The sequence below is a fragment of the Streptomyces sp. NPDC018947 genome (assembly GCF_044390505.1).
GTDB lineage: Bacteria > Actinomycetota > Actinomycetes > Streptomycetales > Streptomycetaceae > Streptomyces.
In genome coordinates this window covers 22,170-42,502 of the sequence record NZ_JBIRZD010000027.1, presented here as the reverse complement: position 1 = coordinate 42,502, position 20,333 = coordinate 22,170, and the positions used below count along the sequence as shown (strand labels likewise).

The following is a 20,333-nucleotide window of genomic DNA, read 5'->3' as shown; positions in this document are numbered from 1 at the left end:
AGGACGAACTGGTCGGGCGCGGCCGTCAGACCTTGGCGCTGCCGTTGAGGGAGGTCAGCGGCGCGTCCGCGAGCCCCAGCTCCCCCGCCCGGTCGAGCAGCTTCTGAAGCTGGACCGCGTTCCCGTCGCCCGCCTGCATCAGTTTCATCAGCAGGGCGGAGACGGTCAGGTTCTGCACGTCCGCCGTGGAGACCGAGCCGAGTATCCGGGCCAGGTCGTCGGCGATGTTCGACGTCCCGTCCAGCCACGGCCGGGCGAGGGCCTGCGCGGTCTCGGAGTGCTGGACGAAGCCGTCGACGCCCTTGCCGAGCGCGATGGAGGACATCAGGCGGTCGAAGAACACCGAGTCGCCGCCGACGATGTCGATGTCGGCGTTCTCCAGCCCGGTGGCCAGCACCGTGGCCTGCGCCTCGGCGACCTGCCGCTGCACCTCCAGCCCGGCGAGCCGGATGTCCTTCTCGGCCTCCAGCCGCAGCCGGTACTCCTCGTGCCCGCGGGACGCCTCGTCGAGCGCGGCCATCGCGGCGGCCTTCTCGGTCAGCCCGGCCGCCTCGGCCTTGAGCTTCTCGCCGATGCCCTCGGCCTCGGCGCGCGCCTTGGCCCGTACGCCCTCGGCCTCCGCACGCATCCGGGCCTCGGCCGCCTCGGCCTCCGCACGGCCGGCCTTCTCGATGACCTCGGCCTCCTTGTCGCGGACCTCGACGGCGGCCAGTCCCTCCGCCGCGCTCTCGGCCCGCAGCGCCTCGGCGAGCCGCAGCTTGGCCTGCGCGTCGAGGTCGGCGCTCTTCAACCGGGCCTCGGCCAGGGTCAGTTCCTCGGCGGCGCGGTGGGTGGCGGCCTGCTCGGCGGCCTCGGCCGCCTTGATGTCCTTGACCAGCTTCTCCTGGGCCTCCGCCTCGGCGGCGATGATCACGGCCTGCCGCTGCCGCTCGGCCTCCTCGACCGCGCGGAGCTTCTTGATGGACTCCTCCTGCTCCGCGACCGTGCGGTCCACGGCGACCCGTTCGCGGATGACCTCGGCGATCTCGCGCCGCTCCGCCTCGACCTCCTTCTCGGCCGCGATCCGGGTCAGCTCGGTCTCCCGCTCCCGCGCGATGACCTCCAGCATGCGGTCCTTCTCGATGCGCTCGTTCTCGATGGCGATGACCCGTTCCCGGTTCTTCGCGGCGACGGCGACCTCGCGGGCCTGGTTCTCGCGCTGGACGCCGAGCTGCTCCTCGGTGCGCAGGAACGCGGCCTGCGCCCGCAGCCGTTCCTCCTCCACCACCCGCGCGGTCTCGGCCTCCTCACGGGCGCGTACGGTCTCGATCTCGCGCTTCTGCTTGATCTCCGCGTCGACCCGGCGCCGCTCCAGCTCCAGGATCGCCTCCCGGGCGTCGACGTTCTGCCGGGTGATCTCCTTCTCCTCGGTGCGCTGGGCCTCGTTGGTGCGCACGTGCTCCACGGCCGTCAGTTCCGTGATCTTGCGGATGCCCTGGGCGTCGAGGACGTTGGCCGGGTCGAGCTGGGACAGCGGCGTCTGCTCCAGGTAGTCGATCGCCGCGTCCTCCAGGTGGTAGCCGTTCAGGTCGACGCCGATGACCTCGATGATCCGGTACCGCAGTTCCTCGCGCTTGGTGTAGAGGTCGGTGAAGTCGAGCTGCTTGCCGACGGTCTTCAGCGCCTCGGAGAACTTCGCGTGGAACAGCTCCTGAAGGGTGTCGCGGTCGCTCGCCCGAGCCGTGCCGACCGCCTGGGCGACCTTGACCACGTCCTCGACGGTCTTGTTGACCTTCACGAAGAACGAGATGCGGATGTCCGCGCGGATGTTGTCCCGGCAGATCAGGCCCTCCTTGCCGGCCCGGGTGATCTCGATGGTCTTCACCGAGATGTCCATCACCTCGGCGCGGTGCAGCACCGGCAGGACGACCTGGCCGGTGAAGGTCACGTCGACCTTGCGCATCTTGGAGACGATGAGCGCCTTGCCCTGCTCCACCTTGCGGAACAGGCGGGAGACGACGAGTACGGCGAGCAGGCAGAGGACGACGAGCGCGCCCACGCCCACGGTCATGGCATTCATCAGCACGTCCTTGGCGGCTAGGAGAGGTGAGCCCGCCCGGGGCTCGGAAGCGTCGGGGCGGCGGCCGGTGCGCGGGCACGGCGCCGCGGGAGTTCAGACGGCCGTCCGGGACGGCCCGGGTTCCTCGTGGAGGGACCGGCGCCACGGCCGCGGGGCCGGGCGGGTCACGCGCGTCACGCCCGCCGGCGCGGCGACGAGGATCGCGCGGAGGCCGGCGGCGAGGGGGGTGGCGGGAACCCCCGTGGTCCCCGTCGCGGTTTCGGCGAAGCCCCGCATCCCCCACCCCCCTGCATCCGGCCGTGGCAGCGACGGCCCCTCCGGGCAGCGGTGGATCCACCTGCCGGTGCCCGGCATCGGAGCCGGCTCACGTGCTCCCCTCGGGCACCATCCTGCCGACCGGACCCGCCGACCGCATTGCCGACTTCCGGCAGAGTTCGGCCGTGTCTCCATGCCGGACCCGTGGGCAGGGCATCGGTCCCCGGGCTTGCGCCGGACCGCGCCGGACGGGTGACCGTCGTGTGCCGCCGCGGCGGCCGGTCCGTACGATGGCCGCGTGACCAGGAGCATCGGATCGAGCGGCCGCCCTGCCGGGCGGCTTTTCGTGCTGCTGGTGATGGCGCTCCTGGCCGGCGTGCTCGGCATGCACGGGCTCGCTCCCGGCGGAACGCCGGCCTCCCGCACGGACGCCGGCCACACGACGGCGGCCACCGGGACCGGCCACGCGGCGCCGCCGGCCGGCACCGGCCGCACGACACCGACGGCGGCCACCGGGACCGGCGGTACGCCGCACACCACCGCGGCGGACCGCACGCCGTACGCCACCGGGACGGGCGAGGCTCCTCACGCGGTCGGCACGGCCCGTACGCCTGACACCGCCGGCACGGCCCCCGAGCCGTCCGCCGGCGGAGCGGACCACGCGCCCCGCGCCGAGGGGGTCTGCGCGCACTCGGGCGGCGGGCCGGGACACCTCGACCACGCGGACGCCACGTGCGCGGCGGCCGGTACGGGTTCGGCGTACTCCCCGCCCCCGCTGGCCGGCGCCGTGGCGGACCCGCCCGCCGCCCCCTCCCCCGTCTCGGCGGCCCCGGGTGCGCCCCGGGACGGACGGGCGCCGCCCGACCTCTCCGAGCTGCAACTCCTGCGGATATAGGACGACCCGCCCGGCACCCCCGTACCCCGAATCACCGGTGATCCACGGGGCGTGCCGCGCTGCCGCACGTCCTCCCATCCGCTTCCACCGCGCGCCGCAGGAACGGCACGCGGGAAGGAGTCGCACACCATGATCCGCAAGCGTTCCCTCGTCCGTCGCACCGTCGCCGTCGCCGCCGCGGGCGCGGCCGCGCTCGTCCTGGCCGCCTGCGGCGGCGACGGCGACGGCGGCAAGGACGGCTCGGCCGCGGGCCACGCCGGTCACACCGCGTCCGCCCCGGCGTCGCCGTCGGCCTCCGCGCCCGCGCAGCAGGGACGGCACAACGCCGCCGACGTGGCCTTCGCGCAGGGGATGATCCCCCACCACCGCCAGGCCGTCGAGATGGCCGACCTCGCTCCCGAGCGGGCGCGGTCGGCCGAGGTGAAGAAGCTCGCCGCCGACATCAAGAAGGCCCAGGACCCGGAGATCAGGACGCTCTCCGGCTGGCTGACCTCGTGGGGCGAGGACGTTCCCGCCGAGGGCGCCATGGACCACTCCCTGCACGGGGGCATGGACGGCATGATGACGGACGCCGAGATGAAGGAGCTCGCCGGCGCCGGCGGCGAGGCGTTCGACACCGCCTTCATGGAGATGATGATCAAGCACCACGAAGGCGCCGTGGACATGGCCAGGACCGAGCAGGCCGACGGCGCCCACGGCCCCGCAAAGAAGATGGCCGCGGAGATCATCACCTCGCAGAGCGCGGAGATCGAGCAGATGAACAAGCTGCTGGGCAAGAGCTGACCCCACCGCACGAGCACGGGGCGGACACCTTCGGGTGTCCGCCCCCCGTGCGTCGACGACCCGCCGCCTCCCGCGATTCGGAATACCCCTGTGGGGTACACGGTTTCCCGTCGGCGCAGGAACCGGCAGCCCCTCGGGCGCTCCGGAACGAGGAAGGGGACGACGGCCATGGACCACAGCACGCACCACTCCGCCGCCACCGCCGGTCGGCGACAGCACCACGGCCACGACCACACCCGGGGCGCGAGCTGGGCGACGGCCGCGAGGGCGACGCTGCACTGCCTCACCGGCTGTGCCGTCGGAGAGATCCTCGGCATGGTCATCGGCACCGCGCTGGCCTGGGGGAACGCACCGACGATGATCGTCGCGATCGCCCTGGCGTTCGTCTTCGGCTACTCCTTCACCCTGTTCGCCGTGGTGCGCGCCGGCGTCTCCCTCAGGACGGCGATCAGGATCGCGCTGGCCGCCGACACCGTCTCGATCGCGGTGATGGAACTGATCGACAACGGGATCATCGCCGTCGTGCCGGGCGCGATGGACGCGCACCTGTCGGACGGGCTGTTCTGGTACGCCCTGCTCGGCGGGCTCGTGGTGGCCTTCCTGCTCACCACGCCGGTCAACAAGTGGATGATCGGCCGCGGCAGGGGTCACGCGGTGGTCCACGCCTACCACTGACCCCCGCTGCCGCCACGGCGCGGCTCACCCGAACGGCCCACACCCGGTCGCCGCACCGCCACCCCGGTCCAACACTCGGAGTGCCCGCCCATCACCGCCTCCGAGGGACGGAGAACCATCATGGCCAACGCCACGCGAAGCGCCGGAAGCGACACCGGCAGCGCCTGGGCCTCCGGCGGCGTCGTCTTCGCCGGGGTGCTGATGCTCGTCGAAGGCGTCTTCGGCGTCTTCAACGGAATCGCCGCCATCGCGGCGGACGACGTCTACGCGAGCGTGGGCGACTACGTCTTCAAGTTCAGCCTCACCTCATGGGGCTGGATCCACCTGGTCCTCGGTGTCCTCGTCTTCCTCACCGGTCTGGGCATCCTCCGGGGCGCCGCCTGGGCGCGGGGCCTCGGCGTCGGACTCGTCGCCCTCGCCGTGATCCTCCAGTTCATGTGGCTGCCGTACCACCCGCTCTGGGCGATCATCTCGATCGGCGTGGGCGTCTTCATCATCTGGTCGCTGTGCACCGACCGCGGTCGCGCGGCACGCCCGGTCTGACCGGTCTTGGCCCGACCGGGCCACCCCCCTTCCTTCATACCCCTAGGGGGTATAGTGTGGACAGCGCGGAGGGCGCACCGCGGGACGCGGAGCGCGCCCTCCGCGCCGTCCACCCGCCGATATCCCCCGAGGGAGTACGCATGACCACCGACCAGAAGACCTCCGGCTCCTGCTGCACCACCGACGGTTCCTGCGGCTCCGGCACCACCGCGGCGGACCAGGGCTCCGGCGTCACCACCGTCTACAAGGTGACCGGCATGACGTGCGGCCACTGCGAGGGTGCGGTCTCCGAGGAGATCTCCGCGCTGGACGGCGTCACCTCGGTGAAGGCCGTCGCCGCCACCGGCGAGGTGACCGTCACCTCCGCCGCCCCGCTGGACGAGGCGGCCGTCCGCGCCGCCGTCGACGAGGCCGGCTACGAGCTGGCCGGCACGGCCTGAACCGCCGCCGTCACTCGCCGGCGCCCGGCTCCTCCCCCGCCACGGCACCGCGCACCGTGAAGCCGATCACCGAGCCGCCCCCGTCCCGCCGGGCGGCGAACGGTGCTCCGCCGTGCGCGAGCGCCACCTCCCGCACGATGGACAGGCCGAGGCCCGAGCCGGGCTGGGAGCGCGCGTCGGCGGCCCGGTAGAAGCGGTCGAAGACCCGGGCCAGGTCGGCGTCGGTGATGCCGGGCCCCCGGTCGCGGACCTCGACGCGGATCGTGCCCGGACGGGCCGGCCCGGCGACGGTGACCTCGATGGGCCCGGTCCCCGCCCGGTCGAACTTCGCCGCGTTCTCCACCAGGTTGGACAGCGCGCGGGTCAGCATGGCGGGCCGGCCGTCCGTCGTCGTGGCCCCGCAGGCCCGGACGCTGATCTCCCGCCCGGTGCGGCGCCGGGCGTGGGTCGCCACCTCGTACGCGATCTCACCGAGGTCGACGCTGCGCACCGGCTCCGTCTCCGACTGGCCGGCCGCCAGCTCGACCAGTTCGTTGACCAGGTCCGTCAGCTCCCGGGCCTCCTGCCCGAGGTCGGCGACCAGTTCCTCGCGCGCGGCGGGCGGCAGCTCGTCGATCCGGCGCAGCAGCGAGATGTTGGTGCGCAGCGAGGTCAGCGGGGTGCGCAGCTCATGGCCCGCGTCCTGCACCAGGCGCCGCTGGTCCTCCTCCGACTGGGCGAGCCGGCCCAGCATCCGGTCGAAGGCGCGGCCCAGCCGTCCCACCTCGTCGTGCCCGGTGACCGGCACCTGGATGCCGAGCCGACGGGTGCGGGCGACGTCCTCGGCGGCGGAGGTGAGGGCGATCAGGCGGCGGGTGATGCGCCGGGCCAGCCACCAGCCGCACAGCCCGGCCGCGGTCACCACTGCGGCCATCAGCACCAGCGTCCGCTGCTGGAGGGCCCGCAGCAGGTCCTCGGTGTCGCTGAACTCCTGCGCCACCTGCACCGCGCCCCGGCCGCCGCCGAGCGCGACGGTCGCGATCCGGTAGACGTCGTGGCCGACGTCCACGTCCTCGTGCTGCACCATCCGCCCGGCCACCGCGGCGCCCGCCGTCCGCCGGTCCTCGTCGGTCACCGGCAGCAGGCGGCCCGCCGGGTCGGAGACCTCGCCGTCCGGTCCCAGCACCTGCACGTCGGTGCGGGCCGGGCGCACGATGTCGTGGCCCGGCGCCTCGGAGGAGAAGTCGCCCGGCGACATCCGCCGCTCGCTCACCTCGGCCCGCAGATCCTGCACGACCTGCGCGAAGACGGACTCCTGGTCCACCCGCACCAGCCGCGCGGCGGCGCTGTACGACAGGACGCCGACGAGGACGGTGACCACGGCGGTGACGGCCGCGAAGGACACCGCGAACGTCGTCCGCAACGACAGCAGCCGCGGCCGCCTCCCCCGTCCGCCCAGGCCGCCCGGTCCGGGCGATGCGCCCACTCAGCCCTCCCGCAGCACGTAACCCACGCCGCGCACGGTCTGGATGAGCTGCGGGGCGCCCGGCTGGTCGAGCTTGCGGCGCAGATAGCCGACGTAGACGGCGAGGTTCTTGGAGCCGGGGCCGAAGTCGTAGCCCCAGATGCGGTCGTAGATCGTGGAGTGGTCCAGCACGATGCCGGCGTTGCGCACCAGCAGCTCCAGCAGCTCGAACTCGGTCCGGGTCAGCTCCAGCTCCCGCTCGCCCCGCCAGGCGCGGCGCGCCCGCGGGTCCATGCGCAGGCCGGCCGCCTCCAGGTACCGGCCGTCCTCCCGCTCCCCGCGCCCGGCCGCGTCCCCCGCCGTCGCCGGGGCGTCCCCGTCCGTCACGGCGCCGGGTCCGGCCGCCGCCCCGGTGGTGCCCGCGGCCGGGCCCGCCGTCCGGGAACCCGGTGCCCCCGCGGCGTCCGTCTCCGTCCGGTCGGTGCGGCGCAGCAGGGCGCGCAGCCGGGCGAAGACCTCCTCGATGTCGAACGGCTTCACGACGTAGTCGTCGGCGCCCGCGTCCAGGCCCGCGATGCGGTCGGCGGTCTCCACCAGCGCGGTCAGCATGAGGATCGGCGTGCTGTCACCCTCGGCGCGCAGCTCCCGGCAGACCTGGAGACCGTCGAGGCCCGGCATCATCACGTCCAGGACCAGCACGTCCGGGCGGCCGCGGTGGGCCTGCGCCAGCGCCTCGGCACCGTCGGCGACCGCGGTGACCCGGTAGCCCTCCAGGGTGAGGGCACGCTCCAGGGCGTGCCGGATCGCGCGGTCGTCTTCGGCGAGCAGAACAGTCCGGGGCACCCGTCCAGTCTGCCAAGGCCCACAGCCCCGCGAACCGGCGGCCGGGCTTCTTACCGAGATCTCACCCGGCGGGCCGCAGCGCGGCGAGCTGCTGCTCGAAGGGCACGACCTCGATGGCGTCCCCACCCCTTTGCGCTGCCGTCGACAGCCCGGCCATCAGCGCCGCCAGCTCCTCCGCGGCCCGCTCGACGCGCCCGTCCAGCCCCTCGGCGCCCCAGTCCTCCGAGGCCGCGTAGACGCCGGTGGGGACGACGACGGCCTTGAGGTAGGCGAAGAGCGGACGCAGCGCGTGCTCCAGGACGAGCGAGTGCCGGGCCGTGCCGCCGGTCGCCGCGATCAGCACCGGCTTGCGGACCAGCGCGTCCTGGTCGGTGGCGCCCAGCGCGTCGAAGAACGACTTGAACAGCCCACTGTACGAGGCCGAGAACACCGGCGTGACGACGATCAGGCCGTCGGCCGCACGCACGGCGTCGAAGGCGGCGGACAGCTCCTTGCCGGGGAAGCCGTTGGTGAACACGTGGGCGATCTCCACCGCGAGGTCGCGCAGCTCCACGACCCGCACCTCGGCCGAGGTCCGTTCGGCGGTGGCGGCGGCCAGCCGGTCGGCCAGCAGCCGGGTGGAGGACGGGACGCTCAGTCCCGCGGAGACGACGACGAGCTTCACGCGCGTGCTCCTTCCTTCTCGGCGGCCTTGGCGTCCGCCAGCAGCGAGGCGTGGGTGGGGGCGTCCGGCACGTCCGCCGGACGGTTCTTCGCGAACTCCTTGCGCAGCACCGGCACGACCTCCTCGCCGAGCAGGTCGAGCTGCTCCAGCACGGTCTTCAGGGGCAGTCCGGCGTGGTCCATCAGGAAGAGCTGGCGCTGGTAGTCGCCGGCGTACTCGCGGAAGGACAGGGTCTTCTCGATCACCTGCTGCGGCGAGCCGACGGTCAGCGGGGTCTGCTCGGTGAACTCCTCCAGCGTCGGGCCGTGGCCGTAGACCGGGGCGACGTCGAAGTACGGGCGGAACTCGCGCACCGCGTCCTGCGAGTTCTTCCGCATGAACACCTGGCCGCCCAGGCCCACGATGGCCTGCTCCGGGGTGCCGTGCCCGTAGTGGGCGTAGCGGGCCCGGTACAGCTCGATCATGCGCTTGGTGTGGTCGGCGGGCCAGAAGATGTTGTTGTGGAAGAAGCCGTCGCCGTAGTAAGCGGCCTGCTCGGCGATCTCCGGGGAGCGGATCGAGCCGTGCCAGACGAACGGCGCGACGCCGTCCAGCGGGCGGGGCGTGGACGTGAAGCCCTGGAGCGGCGTGCGGAACGTGCCCTCCCAGTTCACGACGTCCTCGCGCCACAGCCGGTGCAGCAGGGCGTAGTTCTCGATGGCCAGGTTGATGCCCTGGCGGATGTCCTTGCCGAACCAGGGGTAGACCGGGCCGGTGTTGCCGCGCCCCATCATCAGGTCCATGCGGCCGTCGGCCAGGTGCTGGAGCATCGCGAAGTCCTCCGCGATCTTCACCGGGTCGTTGGTGGTGATCAGCGTGGTGGACGTGGAGAGGATCAGCTTCTCCGTGCGCGCCGCTATGTAGCCGAGCATCGTGGTCGGCGACGAGGGCACGAAGGGCGGGTTGTGGTGCTCGCCGGTCGCGAAGACGTCGAGGCCCACCTCCTCGGCCTTCAGCGCGATGGCGACCATGGCCTTGATGCGCTCACGCTCGGTCGGCGTGCGCCCCGTGGTCGGGTCCGGGGTGACGTCGCCGACGGTGAAGATGCCGAACTGCATGGTCGCTCAACCTCCATTTTGTTGACGCTTCAACTATACCCCCGGAACGACCCGCCCCGGACCGTTATTCCAGCCCCCGCACCCAGGCACCGGACGGCGCCGCCCACGCCCCGTGCGAAGCTGCCCGCATGTCCGTCCTGCGCTCCGCCGCCCTGTTCGTCGTCGCCGCCCTGTTCGAGATCGGCGGCGCCTGGCTGGTCTGGCAGGGCGTACGCGAACAGCGCGGCTGGCTGTGGGCCGCCGGCGGCGTCCTCGCGCTCGGCGCCTACGGCTTCGTCGCCACCTTCCAGCCCGACGCCCACTTCGGCCGCATCCTCGCCGCGTACGGCGGGATCTTCGTCGCCGGATCACTCCTGTGGGGCGCGGTCGCCGACGGCTACCGCCCCGACCGCTGGGACGTGGCGGGCGCGCTGATCTGCCTCGCCGGGATGGCCGTCATCATGTGGGCCCCGCGCGGCCACTGACACCCACCGGGGCCACGAGGGACCGCGCGACCAGCCACGACGCCCCCGCACGCGCGCGGCACTCCGTGAAGCGCTCCGCCGCACCCGCCTATCCTGACCGCACCCCGTCCCACGCCGCCGAGGAGAGCGCCCTCATGCCCACCCCGTCCCGCATCGCGATCGTCACCGGCGCCAGCTCCGGCATCGGCGCCGCCACGGCGAAGCAGCTCGCCGCCGCCGGATACCGCGTCGTCCTCACCGCCCGCCGCAAGGACCGCATCGAGGCGCTCGCCGAGGAGATCCAGGCCGCCGGCCACAAGGCGACCGCCTACGCCCTGGACGTCACCGACCGCGCCGCCGTCGACGAGTTCGCCACCGCCTTCACGACCGTCGCCGTCCTCGTCAACAACGCCGGCGGCGCGCTCGGCGCCGACCCGGTGGCCACCGGCGACCCCGAGGACTGGCGCCGGATGTACGAGACGAACGTCCTCGGCACCCTCAACGTCACCCAGGCCCTGCTCCCCAAGCTGGAGGCGAGCGGCGACGGCACGGTCGTCGTCGTCTCCTCCACCGCGGGCCACGCCACCTACGAGGGCGGCGCGGGCTACGTCGCCGCCAAGCACGCCGAACACGTCCTCGCCGAGACCCTGCGCCTGGAGATCGTCGGCCGCCCGGTCCGCGTCGTCGAGATCGCGCCCGGCATGGTCAGGACCGAGGGCTTCGCCCTGACCCGCTTCGGGGGTGACACGGAGAAGGCGGCCAAGGTCTACGAGGGCGTCGCCGAGCCCCTGACCTCCGACGACGTGGCCGACACCATCACCTGGGCGGTCACCCGCCCCGCCCACGTCAACATCGACCTCCTCGTCGTCCGCCCCCGCGCCCAGGCGTCGAACACGAAGGTCCACCGGGAGCGGTGACGGCCGGCGCCGGCGCCCGTCCCGGCCGGGGCGCGCCGGGCGAAACCCCGTGGCCCGGCGCGGGGCGGCTGCGTAGGGTCGCCCCGTGGACCGACACATACGCTTCGCCGCGCTCGCCAACTTCCGTGACCTGGGCGGCTGGACGGCCGCGGACGGCCGTCGCGTCCGTCCGGGCCGCCTGTACCGCGCGGACTCCCTGGGCGGGCTCGGCGAGGGGACGGACGACTGGGCCCTCTTCCTCGGCCTCGGCGTCCGCACGGTCGTGGACCTGCGCTACCCCTGGGAGATCGAGGCCCATGGCCGGATCCCGGAGCACCCGGACTTCACGTACCACAATCTGAGCATCGAGCACCGCCCCTACGACCAGGCCGCCCTGCTCCCCGGCACCGCGCCCGGCCCCTACCTCTCGGAGCGCTACCTCGAGGTGGCCGACGACGGCCGCGAGGAGATCCGCCGGGCCCTCGAGCTGGTGACGGAGGCGGCCCGGGCGGACGAGCCCCTGGTCTTCCACTGCACCTCGGGCAAGGACCGCACCGGCCTGCTGGCCGCCCTCGTCCTGTCCCTCCTGGACGTCCCGGCCCCCGTGATCGCCGAGGACTACGCCCTCACGGACCTGGTCGCCCCCGCCCTCCGCGCGGCCTGGTCGGCACGCAACGGCGGCCGCGCACCGGTCTGGCCGGACTACTGCCGGGCCCCCGCCGAGGTGATGAGCCTGTTCCTCACCGGGCTGACGGCGCGCCACGGCTCCGTCGACGGGTACGTCACCCGGGCCCTGGAGCTGGACGCGGAGGCCGTTTCGGCGACCCTCCGCGCCCGCCTCCTGGAGTGAGCGGGCGTCAGCCCTTCACGCACACGACCTGCTTCAGCTTCGCCACGACCTCCACCAGGTCGCGCTGCTGGTCGATGACCTGCTCGATCGGCTTGTAGGCGCCCGGGATCTCGTCCACCACGCCGGAGTCCTTGCGGCACTCCACGCCCCGCGTCTGCTCCTCCAGGTCCTTCGTGGAGAAGCGGCGCTTGGCGGCGTTCCGGCTCATGCGCCGGCCCGCGCCGTGGGAGGCGGAGTTGAAGGACTTCTCGTTGCCGAGGCCCTTGACGATGTACGAACCCGTACCCATGGAACCGGGGATGATCCCGTAGTCGCCGGAGCCCGCGCGGATCGCGCCCTTGCGCGTCACCAGCAGGTCCATGCCGTCGTACCGCTCCTCGGCCACGTAGTTGTGGTGGCAGGAGATCTCCTGCTCGAAGACCGGCTTCGCCTTCTTGAACTCCTTGCGGACCACGTCCTTCAGGAGCGCCATCATGATCGTGCGGTTGTACTTCGCGTACTCCTGGGCCCAGAACAGGTCGTTGCGGTACGCCGCCATCTGCGGGGTGTCCGCGACGAACACCGCGAGGTCGCGGTCGACCAGCCCCTGGTTGTGCGGCAGCTTCTGGGCGACGCCGATGTGGTGCTCGGCGAGCTCCTTGCCGATGTTGCGGGAACCGGAGTGCAGCATCAGCCAGACGGAACCGGTCGTATCCGTGCACACTTCAACAAAATGATTTCCGGATCCGAGCGTTCCCATCTGCTTTCCGGCTCGCTCCTGACGGAATTTGACCGCCTCGGCGACCCCGTCGAACCGCCCCCAGAAGCTCTCCCACCCCGACGTGGCGAAGCCGTGCAGCCGCCCCGGGTCCACGGGGCTGTCGTGCATCCCGCGCCCCACCGGAATCGCCTGCTCGATCTTCGAGCGCAGCCGCGACAGGTCACCGGGAAGGTCGTTCGCCGTCAGGGACGTCCGCACCGCCGACATCCCGCAGCCGATGTCGACGCCCACCGCCGCCGGGCACACCGCGCCCCGCATCGCGATGACCGAGCCGACCGTCGCGCCCTTTCCGTAGTGCACGTCCGGCATCACCGCGAGGCCCTTGATCCACGGCAGGGTCGCGACGTTGCGGAGCTGCTGCAGCGCGACGTCCTCGACCGTCGCCGGGTCCGTCCACATCCGGATCGGCACCTTCGCGCCCGGCATCTCGACGTACGACATATCGTCCTCATTCCCCCGAACGGCAACAGAAGTCTCGAAGCGCAAAAACCGGCGCCAAGGCAGGACAAAGGGACAACCGACCGGCGTTCACGGCAGCGCGTGCGATACACATTGTCTCCAGCGGGCTCCCCCACGCGGCAAGCGAATAACCAGCGGGGACACTGGAGCACCGACCACAGCCACACCGGCGAGAGGAGCCGCACCGTGCAGCGGAAGGCCTACGTACCCGGCGTCGCCGCCGCCGTCCTGGCGGTGCTGCTGGCCGGCTGCACCGGCGGCTCGGGCGACCGCGCCACGACGGACAACTCCAACCCGGGGCAGCCCGGCGTCACGACGAAGGCGGCCCAGCCCGGCAAGTACCGCACCCTCCCCGAGCCGTGCGACGCGGTCGGGCACAAGATGCTCGACGCCCTGCTGCCGGGCATCACGGAGATCGCGGACGAGCAGCAGCGCGAGAAGGCGTACGCGGGCGAGCCGACGCTCGCGTACGACACCGACCGCAAGGTGGGCTGCCGTTGGAAGGTGGAGTCGGCGCAGGCCACCGACCACCTCTTCGTCGACTTCGAGCGGGTGGTGTCGTACGACAACTCCGTGAGCGACGACAGCCAGGCCGAACAGCTCTTCGCCGAGCAGGTGGAGGCCGCCGGCCTGCCCGTCCCGGCCGAGTCGGAGTCCGGCTCCGAGTCGGCCTCCGGATCCGCGCCCGCTTCCGGCGCCCCGTCGTCCGGCGCCTCGTCGCCGGCCGGCCCGAGCACCGGACCCTCCGCACCGGCCTCCGGGTCGGCGTCGGCCACCGGGCCCTCCGCGACCCCGTCCGCCTCCGACGGCACCCCCACCGACCTCCAGCCGCGGCTGCTGGACGACCTGGGCGACGAGGCGTTCGTCGACGACGAGCTGAGCAGCTCCGGTTCGACGGCGAAGCGGCGCACGGTGACTGTGTCGTTCCGCACGTCGAACGTGATGGTGACCGTCGAGTACGCGGAGCAGCCGGCGACCGCAGGCGTGCTGCCGGACAGCAAGGAAATGCAGGACAGGGCGCGGAAACTGGCCTCCCAGCTCGCTGATTCCCTGGGCGGCTGAGCCGGCTCGCCTTCTCGTGCCGGGCTCCCGTCAGGGGCGGGAGGCCGGACCGCGCGCGGCGCCCACCGCGTACGGTGGCCCCTCGGACCCGTTCCGAACGCAGGAACCACGAGTGCCATGAGTGAAGGAACCATGCAGCGACGAGCCCAGCGTGATCAGCGTGCGAAGCGACTTACCCGCGTTCTTGTCGGCGCGGCCGCCCTCCCCGTGATGCTGGTGGCAGCCGGCTGCTCCTCGGACTCCGGCTCGGACGACGGGAAGGACAAGGCCGCGCAGAAGGCGGCCGCCTCCAAGTCCGCGAGCCCGACACCGACGGTGGCGCCCGCCGCTTACGCGAAGCTTCCGGAGCCGTGCAGGACGCTGTCGAAGAAGACGCTGGAGGACCTGGTGCCGAAGGCGGATTCCGGCAAGGAGGGCGCGTCCAGCGACACGGCGACGCGCGGAAGCTGCTCCTGGGACAGCCTCGACGACAACGGTGTGAAGGGGTCTCAGTTCCGCTGGCTGAGCGTGTCGATGCTGCGCTTCGAGTCGGACCAGACGCGCGGCGCGGCCGACAAGCTGGCACGTGACTACTACATGAAGCAGCTTCAGGACGCGCAGACCGCCGAGGGCGCGCAGGGCGTGAAGACGACGCCGACGAGCGGCACGGGCGACGAGGCCGCGGTGGTGAGTTACGACCTGAAGAAGAAGGAAGGCACCTTCAAGCAGCAGACGGTCGTGGCGCGCGTGGAGAACGTCGTCGTCACCGTCGACTACAACGGGGCGGGGCTGGCGGGCGACAAGACGCCGGACGCCGGTGACCTGGCCAAGTCCGCGCAGAAGGCGGCCAAGGAGGCGGTGTCCGCGGTGACGGCCGCGAACAGCGGCGCCGGCAAGGGCGGTTCGGCGAGCGGTTCGCCGTCGGCGGAAGCGTCGTCCGGGGCGTCCGCCTCGGACTCTTCCTCCTCGTCGCAGGCCGAGTCGCCTTCCGGGTCGCGGTCGAAGTCCCCTTCCTCGTCGGCCGTGAAGAAGAGCTGACGAACGGGCAGGGACCCCACCGGCCACCCGTCCACCGCACACATGTGCCACCCTGTTGCGCGCAACAACAGGCACTGGGAGGGGAGTACGGGTGGCCGCGTCACCACAGCTGACCCGGACGCATCGCGTTCTCATCGGCATGGTCGTCTTCGGTGCCGTCATCATCGCGGGGATCGGTTTCGCGGGTTCGTACGCGGCGGTCCGCGAGCTGGCCCTCAAGAAGGGCTTCGGGAACTTCAGTTACGTCTTCCCGATCGGCATCGACGCGGGCATCTGTGTACTGCTCGCCCTGGATCTGCTGCTCACCTGGATCCGCATCCCGTTCCCGCTGCTGCGTCAGACGGCGTGGCTGCTGACGGCGGCGACGATCGCGTTCAACGGTGCGGCGGCCTGGCCCGATCCGCTGGGTGTGGGCATGCACGCGGTGATCCCGGTGCTGTTCGTGGTGGCCGTCGAGGCGGCGCGGCACGCGATCGGGCGGATCGCCGACATCACGGCCGACAAGCACATGGAGGGCGTGCGCCTCACCCGCTGGCTGCTGTCCCCGGTGCCGACGTTCCTGCTGTGGCGCCGGATGAAGCTGTGGGAGCTCCGCTCCTACGACCAGGTGATCAAGCTGGAGCAGGAGCGTCTGGTGTACCAGGCCCGGCTGCGTTCCCGCTTCGGCCGTGCCTGGCGCCGCAAGGCCCCGGTGGAGTCGCTGATGCCGCTGCGGCTGGCCCGCTACGGCGTGCCGCTGGCGCAGACGGCCCCGGCGGGTCTGGCGGCGGCGGGTATCGAGCCGGCGCTGCTCCCGCCGGCGCCGCGGCCGGCCGCGGAGAGCCCGGCCCCGGCCCCGGCGGTGGCGCCGGCGGCGGAGAAGCGCCCGGAGCTGGTCGGCGCCCACGAGACGGCCGCCGAGCCCCGGCGTGAGGGCCCGCGCGAGGCCGCCCGGCCGCCGCGCGAGCCGGAGGCGGCGCCCGAGCCCGAGCAGAGCCCCTGGTTCAACACCCCGCGCCAGGTCGCCTACCAGGGCGGCTACGACCCCACGTACGACCCGGCCGAGCAGTACGCCCAGTGGTACGAGGAGCAGCAGCGGGCGGACCAGTACCGCGACCAGTACGAGGAGGAGCCGCCCCTCCAGGAGCCCGCTCCGGAGGAGACCGGCAGCTTCCCGATCCCGGTCGTCCCGGGCCGTACCCGTGAGCTGGGCGACGGCGGCGGCGTCCCGCCCGCGGAGCCGGACGAGGACGCGTACTACCAGGTCTTCAAGCAGTCGATCGACGACAGCTTCCCGACGCCGCGGGAGTTCGGCGAGAACATCGAGGCGACGTTCGGCACGTCCTTGCCGGACGCGGAGGCCAAGCGCCTGGTCGTCCACTTCTCCAACCGCTTCAACGCGGAGCTGGAGGAGAACCACATCGCCTGACGGGCGGTCGGTACGGCGAAGGGGGCGCCCGGTGTTCACCGGGCGCCCCCTTCGCCGTGATGCCGGGACCGGTTACTCCCCGAGGAGTGTCCGGACCCGGTCCTGTCCCACCGCGAGCAGCAGGGTGGGCAGGCGCGGGCCGGTGTCGCGGCCGACGAGCAGGTGGTAGAGCAGCGCGAAGAAGGTCCGCTGGGCGGTCTTGATCTCCGGCGGCAGCTCCTTGGGCGTGGCGTCGGCGGAGAACCCGGCCTGGACCTTGGGCACGCCGTAGACGAGGTGGGTCAGCCCGTCCAGCGACCAGTGGTCGGCGAGGCCGTCGAGGAGCAGCCGCAGCGACTGCCGGGACGGCTCGTCGAGGGACTTGAGCAGCTCCGCGTCGGGCTCGCCGCGGACGATGGTGCGCTGGTCGGCGGGGACGTGGGTGTTGATCCACGCCTCGGCCTTGTCGTAGCGCGGCCGGGCCTCGTCCAGCGAGCCCAGCGGGTTGGCCGGGTCCAGCTCGCTGAGGATGCGCAGGGCCTGGTCCTCGTGGCCGGCGGTGATGTCGGCGACGGAGGCGAGCGTCCGGTACGGGAGCGGCCTCGGCGTCCGCGGCAGGTCGCCGGCGGCCGTGCGCACGGCGCGGGCGTGCGCGCAGACGTCGGCGGGCAGGGCGGTGCCGTCGGCGACCTTGGCGTCGAGGCGGTCCCACTCGTCGTACAGCCGCTGGATCTCCTGGTCGAAGGCGATCTTGAAGGACTGGTTGGGCTTGCGGCGGGCGTACAGCCAGCGCAGGAGCTGCGGCTCCATGATCTTCAGCGCGTCGGCCGGGGTGGGCACGCCTCCCTTGGAGGAGGACATCTTCGCCATGCCGCTGATGCCGACGAAGGCGTACATCGGGCCGATGGGCTGCTTGCCGCCGAAGATGCCGACGATCTGCCCGCCGACCTGGAAGGACGAGCCCGGCGAGGAGTGGTCGACACCGCTGGGCTCGAAGATCACGCCCTCGTAGGCCCAGCGCATGGGCCAGTCGACCTTCCAGACGAGCTTGCCGCGGTTGAACTCGCTCAGCCGGACCGTCTCGGAGAAGCCGCACGCGGTGCAGGCGTAGGTCAGCTCGGTCGAGTCGTCGTCGTACGCGGTGACCGTCGTCAGGTCCTTCTCGCAGTTGCCGCAGTACGGCTTGTACGGGAAGTACCCGGCGGAGCCGGAGCTGCCGTCGTCCTCGGCGGCGGCGCCGGAGCCCTCGGCGGCCTCCAGCTCGGCCTCGTCGACCGGCTTCTGCTGCTGCTTCTTCGCCGGCGCCTTCTTGGTGCGGTACTGGGCGAGGATCGCGTCGATGTCCTGGCGGTGCCTCATGGCGTGCAGGATCTGCTCGCGGTACACGCCGGAGGTGTACTGCGCGGTCTGGCTGATCCCGTCGAACTCCACGCCGAGAGCGGCCAGCGCCTCGACCATGGCGGCCTTGAAGTGCTCGGCCCAGTTGGGGTGGGCGGAGCCCTTGGGCGCCGGGACGGAGGTCAGGGGCTTGCCGATGTGCTCGGCCCAGGTCTCGTCGATCCCGGCGACGCCGCCCGGCACCTTGCGGTAGCGGTCGTAGTCGTCCCAGGAGATCAGGTGCCGGACCTCGTGGCCGCGGCGGCGGATCTCGTCGGCGACGAGGTGCGGGGTCATGACCTCGCGCAGGTTGCCCAGGTGGATCGGGCCGGAGGGGGAGAGTCCGGACGCGACGACGACCGGTTTGCCCGGGGCACGACGCTCCGACTCGGCGATGACCTCGTCCGCGAAACGGGAGACCCAGTCGGTGGTCTCTGTGCTCTGAGCCACGATCGGCACGTCCTTCTTTCTGCTCGGGCAGCCGGTACGGTCGCACGGCTGACCGCTCCATTCTCCCAGCCCTCCCCGCATCCGCGAAAACCGCTTTTCACCGCGTGGGATACTCGGTTCCCGTAGTACTTCCAGGAACCCGAGCAGAACGGCGAATCCCTCCATGGCCTCGGTCACGTCCCTCAGCGACTCCGTCCAGCAGCACCTCGCGTCCGCCCTGACGGCCACCCGGCCGGAAGCGGCCGGCGCGGACCCGCTGCTGCGACGAAGCGACCGGGCGGACTACCAGGCCAACGGCATCCTCGCCCTGGCCAAGAAGGCCAAGGCGAACCCCCGGGAGCTGGCCGCCGAGGTCGTCTCGCACATCACCACCGGCGATCTGATCGCGGACGTCGAGGTCTCCGGGCCCGGCTTCCTCAACATCACGATCGGCGACCGGGCGATCACCGGGAACCTGGCGGCGCGGTACGCGGACGACACGGGCCGCCTCGGCGTGCCGCGGTCCGAGCAGCCCGGCACCACGGTGATCGACTACGCCCAGCCGAACGTGGCGAAGGAGATGCACGTCGGCCACCTGCGTTCCGCGGTGATCGGCGACTCGGTCCGCCAGATCCTCGAGTTCGCCGGCGAGACGGTCGTGCGGCGCCACCACATCGGCGACTGGGGCACCCAGTTCGGCATGCTCATCCAGTACCTGGACGAGCACCCGCACGAGCTGGACCACAAGGACGCCGAGGTCTCCGGCGAGGAGGCGATGTCGAACCTCGACCGCCTCTACAAGGCCGCGCGGAAGAAGTTCGACTCGGACGAGGAGTTCAAGACGCGCGCCCGGCGCCGGGTGGTCGACCTCCAGGCCGGGGACCCGCACACGCTCGCCATGTGGCAGAAGTTCGTCGACGAGTCGAAGATCTACTTTTTCTCGGTCTTCGAGAAGCTGGACATGGACGTCCGCGACCCCGACATCGTCGGCGAGTCCGGGTACAACGACATGCTCGCGGAGACCTGCCGCCTGCTGGAGGAGTCCGGCGTCGCGGTCCGCTCCGAGGGCGCGCTGTGCGTGTTCTTCGAGGACGTCAAGGGCCCGGACGGCAACCAGGTCCCGCTGATCGTGCAGAAGTCGGACGGCGGCTACGGGTACGCGGCCACCGACCTGTCCGCGATCCGCGACCGCGTCTTCGGCCTGAAGGCGAACACGCTGCTGTACGTCGTGGACGCCCGGCAGTCCCTGCACTTCAAGATGGTCTTCGAGACCGCCCGCCGGGCCGGCTGGCTGAACGAGGACGTCACGGCGCAGCAGTTGGCCTTCGGCACGGTGCTCGGCAAGGACGGCAAGCCGTTCAAGACCCGTGAGGGCGAGACGGTCCGCCTGGTCGACCTCCTCGACGAGGCGATCGACCGCGCGTCCGCCGTCGTCCGGGAGAAGGCCCAGGACCTCTCCGAGGAGGAGATCGCCGAGCGGGGCGCCCAGGTGGGCATCGGCGCGGTGAAGTACGCGGACCTGTCGACGTCGGCGAACCGGGACTACAAGTTCGACCTGGACCAGATGGTCTCGCTCAACGGCGACACGTCCGTCTACCTCCAGTACGCCTACGCCCGGATCCAGTCGATCCTGCGCAAGGCGGGCGGCACCCGCCCGGCCGCGCGCCCGGAGCTGGCGCTGGCGCCCGCCGAGCGCGCCCTCGGCCTGCACGTGGACGCGTTCGGGGAGACGGTGGCGGAGGCGGCCCGCGAGTACGCGCCGCACAAGCTGACGGCGTACCTCTACCAGCTCGCCTCGCTGTACACGTCGTTCTACGACAAGTGCCCGGTGCTGAAGGCCGAGACGCCGGAGCAGGTGGAGAACCGTCTGTTCCTGTGCGACGTCACGGCCCGCACGCTGCACCGGGGCATGGCCCTGCTGGGCATCAGGACGCCCGAGCGGCTCTGAGCCCCCG

At 72.3% G+C, this 20,333-nt stretch carries 19 protein-coding genes; 12 read left to right on the top strand and 7 right to left on the bottom strand.

What is annotated here, in order from left to right; all coding sequences use genetic code 11:
* Positions 1 to 25 precede the first annotated feature (25 nt).
* Entirely contained in the window at positions 26 to 2,059 is a 2,034-nt protein-coding gene (locus tag ACH499_RS33885) for an SPFH domain-containing protein (RefSeq protein ID WP_399020836.1), read from the bottom strand.
* 553 nt (positions 2,060 to 2,612) lie between these two features.
* On the opposite strand from ACH499_RS33885, the gene ACH499_RS33880 reads away from it, so the two are divergent.
* The 5 genes from ACH499_RS33880 to ACH499_RS33860 all read left to right on the top strand — a co-directional run bounded on the left by ACH499_RS33880 (position 2,613) and on the right by ACH499_RS33860 (position 5,650).
* Positions 2,613 to 3,209 carry a DUF6153 family protein gene (locus tag ACH499_RS33880; protein WP_399020834.1) on the top strand — a complete coding sequence of 199 codons (597 nt, stop codon included), beginning with the start codon at positions 2,613 to 2,615 and terminating at the stop codon, positions 3,207 to 3,209.
* A gap of 129 nt (positions 3,210 to 3,338) precedes the next feature.
* Positions 3,339 to 3,992 carry a DUF305 domain-containing protein gene (locus ACH499_RS33875; RefSeq protein ID WP_356206620.1) on the top strand — a complete coding sequence of 218 codons (654 nt, stop codon included), beginning with the start codon at positions 3,339 to 3,341 and terminating at the stop codon, positions 3,990 to 3,992.
* 168 nt (positions 3,993 to 4,160) lie between these two features.
* Entirely contained in the window at positions 4,161 to 4,667 is a 507-nt protein-coding gene (locus tag ACH499_RS33870) for a DUF4396 domain-containing protein (protein ID WP_399020831.1), read from the top strand.
* Positions 4,668 to 4,787: 120 nt separating this feature from the next.
* Positions 4,788 to 5,210 carry a hypothetical protein gene (locus tag ACH499_RS33865; protein ID WP_356206615.1) on the top strand — a complete coding sequence of 141 codons (423 nt, stop codon included), beginning with the start codon at positions 4,788 to 4,790 and terminating at the stop codon, positions 5,208 to 5,210.
* Between the two features lie 140 nt (positions 5,211 to 5,350).
* Positions 5,351 to 5,650, top strand: coding sequence for a heavy-metal-associated domain-containing protein (locus ACH499_RS33860; protein WP_356206613.1), 300 nt, complete (start codon positions 5,351 to 5,353; stop codon positions 5,648 to 5,650).
* 10 nt (positions 5,651 to 5,660) lie between these two features.
* On the opposite strand, the gene ACH499_RS33855 is transcribed toward ACH499_RS33860, so the two are convergent.
* The 4 genes from ACH499_RS33855 to ACH499_RS33840 all read right to left on the bottom strand — a co-directional run bounded on the left by ACH499_RS33855 (position 5,661) and on the right by ACH499_RS33840 (position 9,698).
* Positions 5,661 to 7,115 carry a HAMP domain-containing sensor histidine kinase gene (locus ACH499_RS33855; RefSeq protein ID WP_356206611.1) on the bottom strand — a complete coding sequence of 485 codons (1,455 nt, stop codon included), beginning with the start codon at positions 7,113 to 7,115 and terminating at the stop codon, positions 5,661 to 5,663.
* Positions 7,116 to 7,937 (bottom strand): response regulator transcription factor, encoded by an 822-nt coding sequence (locus tag ACH499_RS33850; protein ID WP_399020829.1) that lies wholly within the window; start codon positions 7,935 to 7,937, stop codon positions 7,116 to 7,118. It abuts the gene before it with no gap.
* Between the two features lie 61 nt (positions 7,938 to 7,998).
* Entirely contained in the window at positions 7,999 to 8,601 is a 603-nt protein-coding gene (locus tag ACH499_RS33845; protein ID WP_399020828.1) for a CE1759 family FMN reductase, read from the bottom strand.
* Positions 8,598 to 9,698 (bottom strand): LLM class flavin-dependent oxidoreductase, encoded by a 1,101-nt coding sequence (locus ACH499_RS33840; protein ID WP_356206602.1) that lies wholly within the window; start codon positions 9,696 to 9,698, stop codon positions 8,598 to 8,600. Before ACH499_RS33840 ends, ACH499_RS33845 begins: the two co-directional genes overlap by 4 nt.
* A gap of 128 nt (positions 9,699 to 9,826) precedes the next feature.
* On the opposite strand from ACH499_RS33840, the gene ACH499_RS33835 reads away from it, so the two are divergent.
* From ACH499_RS33835 to ACH499_RS33825, 3 genes are all read left to right on the top strand, one after another.
* Complete coding sequence (locus ACH499_RS33835) at positions 9,827 to 10,162, top strand: YnfA family protein (protein WP_356206599.1); 336 nt, start codon at positions 9,827 to 9,829, stop codon at positions 10,160 to 10,162.
* Between the two features lie 134 nt (positions 10,163 to 10,296).
* Complete coding sequence (locus ACH499_RS33830; RefSeq protein ID WP_356206596.1) at positions 10,297 to 11,058, top strand: SDR family NAD(P)-dependent oxidoreductase; 762 nt, start codon at positions 10,297 to 10,299, stop codon at positions 11,056 to 11,058.
* An 85-nt stretch (positions 11,059 to 11,143) separates the two neighbouring features.
* Positions 11,144 to 11,887 carry a tyrosine-protein phosphatase gene (locus ACH499_RS33825; RefSeq protein WP_399020825.1) on the top strand — a complete coding sequence of 248 codons (744 nt, stop codon included), beginning with the start codon at positions 11,144 to 11,146 and terminating at the stop codon, positions 11,885 to 11,887.
* Positions 11,888 to 11,894: 7 nt separating this feature from the next.
* On the opposite strand, the gene ACH499_RS33820 is transcribed toward ACH499_RS33825, so the two are convergent.
* A complete protein-coding gene (locus ACH499_RS33820; protein WP_356206591.1) occupies positions 11,895 to 13,088 on the bottom strand; it encodes an RtcB family protein in 1,194 nt (397 codons plus the stop codon).
* Between the two features lie 204 nt (positions 13,089 to 13,292).
* On the opposite strand from ACH499_RS33820, the gene ACH499_RS33815 reads away from it, so the two are divergent.
* The 3 genes from ACH499_RS33815 (at position 13,293) to ACH499_RS33805 (ending at position 16,593) form a co-directional block, all read left to right on the top strand.
* A complete protein-coding gene (locus ACH499_RS33815) occupies positions 13,293 to 14,168 on the top strand; it encodes a DUF3558 domain-containing protein (protein WP_399020822.1) in 876 nt (291 codons plus the stop codon).
* A 117-nt stretch (positions 14,169 to 14,285) separates the two neighbouring features.
* Complete coding sequence (locus ACH499_RS33810; protein WP_399020821.1) at positions 14,286 to 15,185, top strand: DUF3558 family protein; 900 nt, start codon at positions 14,286 to 14,288, stop codon at positions 15,183 to 15,185.
* A gap of 91 nt (positions 15,186 to 15,276) precedes the next feature.
* Entirely contained in the window at positions 15,277 to 16,593 is a 1,317-nt protein-coding gene (locus tag ACH499_RS33805) for a DUF2637 domain-containing protein (RefSeq protein ID WP_399020818.1), read from the top strand.
* A 72-nt stretch (positions 16,594 to 16,665) separates the two neighbouring features.
* On the opposite strand, the gene lysS is transcribed toward ACH499_RS33805, so the two are convergent.
* A complete protein-coding gene (gene lysS / locus ACH499_RS33800) occupies positions 16,666 to 18,408 on the bottom strand; it encodes a lysine--tRNA ligase (RefSeq protein WP_356206583.1) in 1,743 nt (580 codons plus the stop codon).
* A 154-nt stretch (positions 18,409 to 18,562) separates the two neighbouring features.
* Between lysS and argS the strand changes: the two genes are divergently transcribed.
* Complete coding sequence (gene argS, locus ACH499_RS33795; protein ID WP_399020816.1) at positions 18,563 to 20,326, top strand: arginine--tRNA ligase; 1,764 nt, start codon at positions 18,563 to 18,565, stop codon at positions 20,324 to 20,326.
* Positions 20,327 to 20,333: the final 7 nt, after the last annotated feature.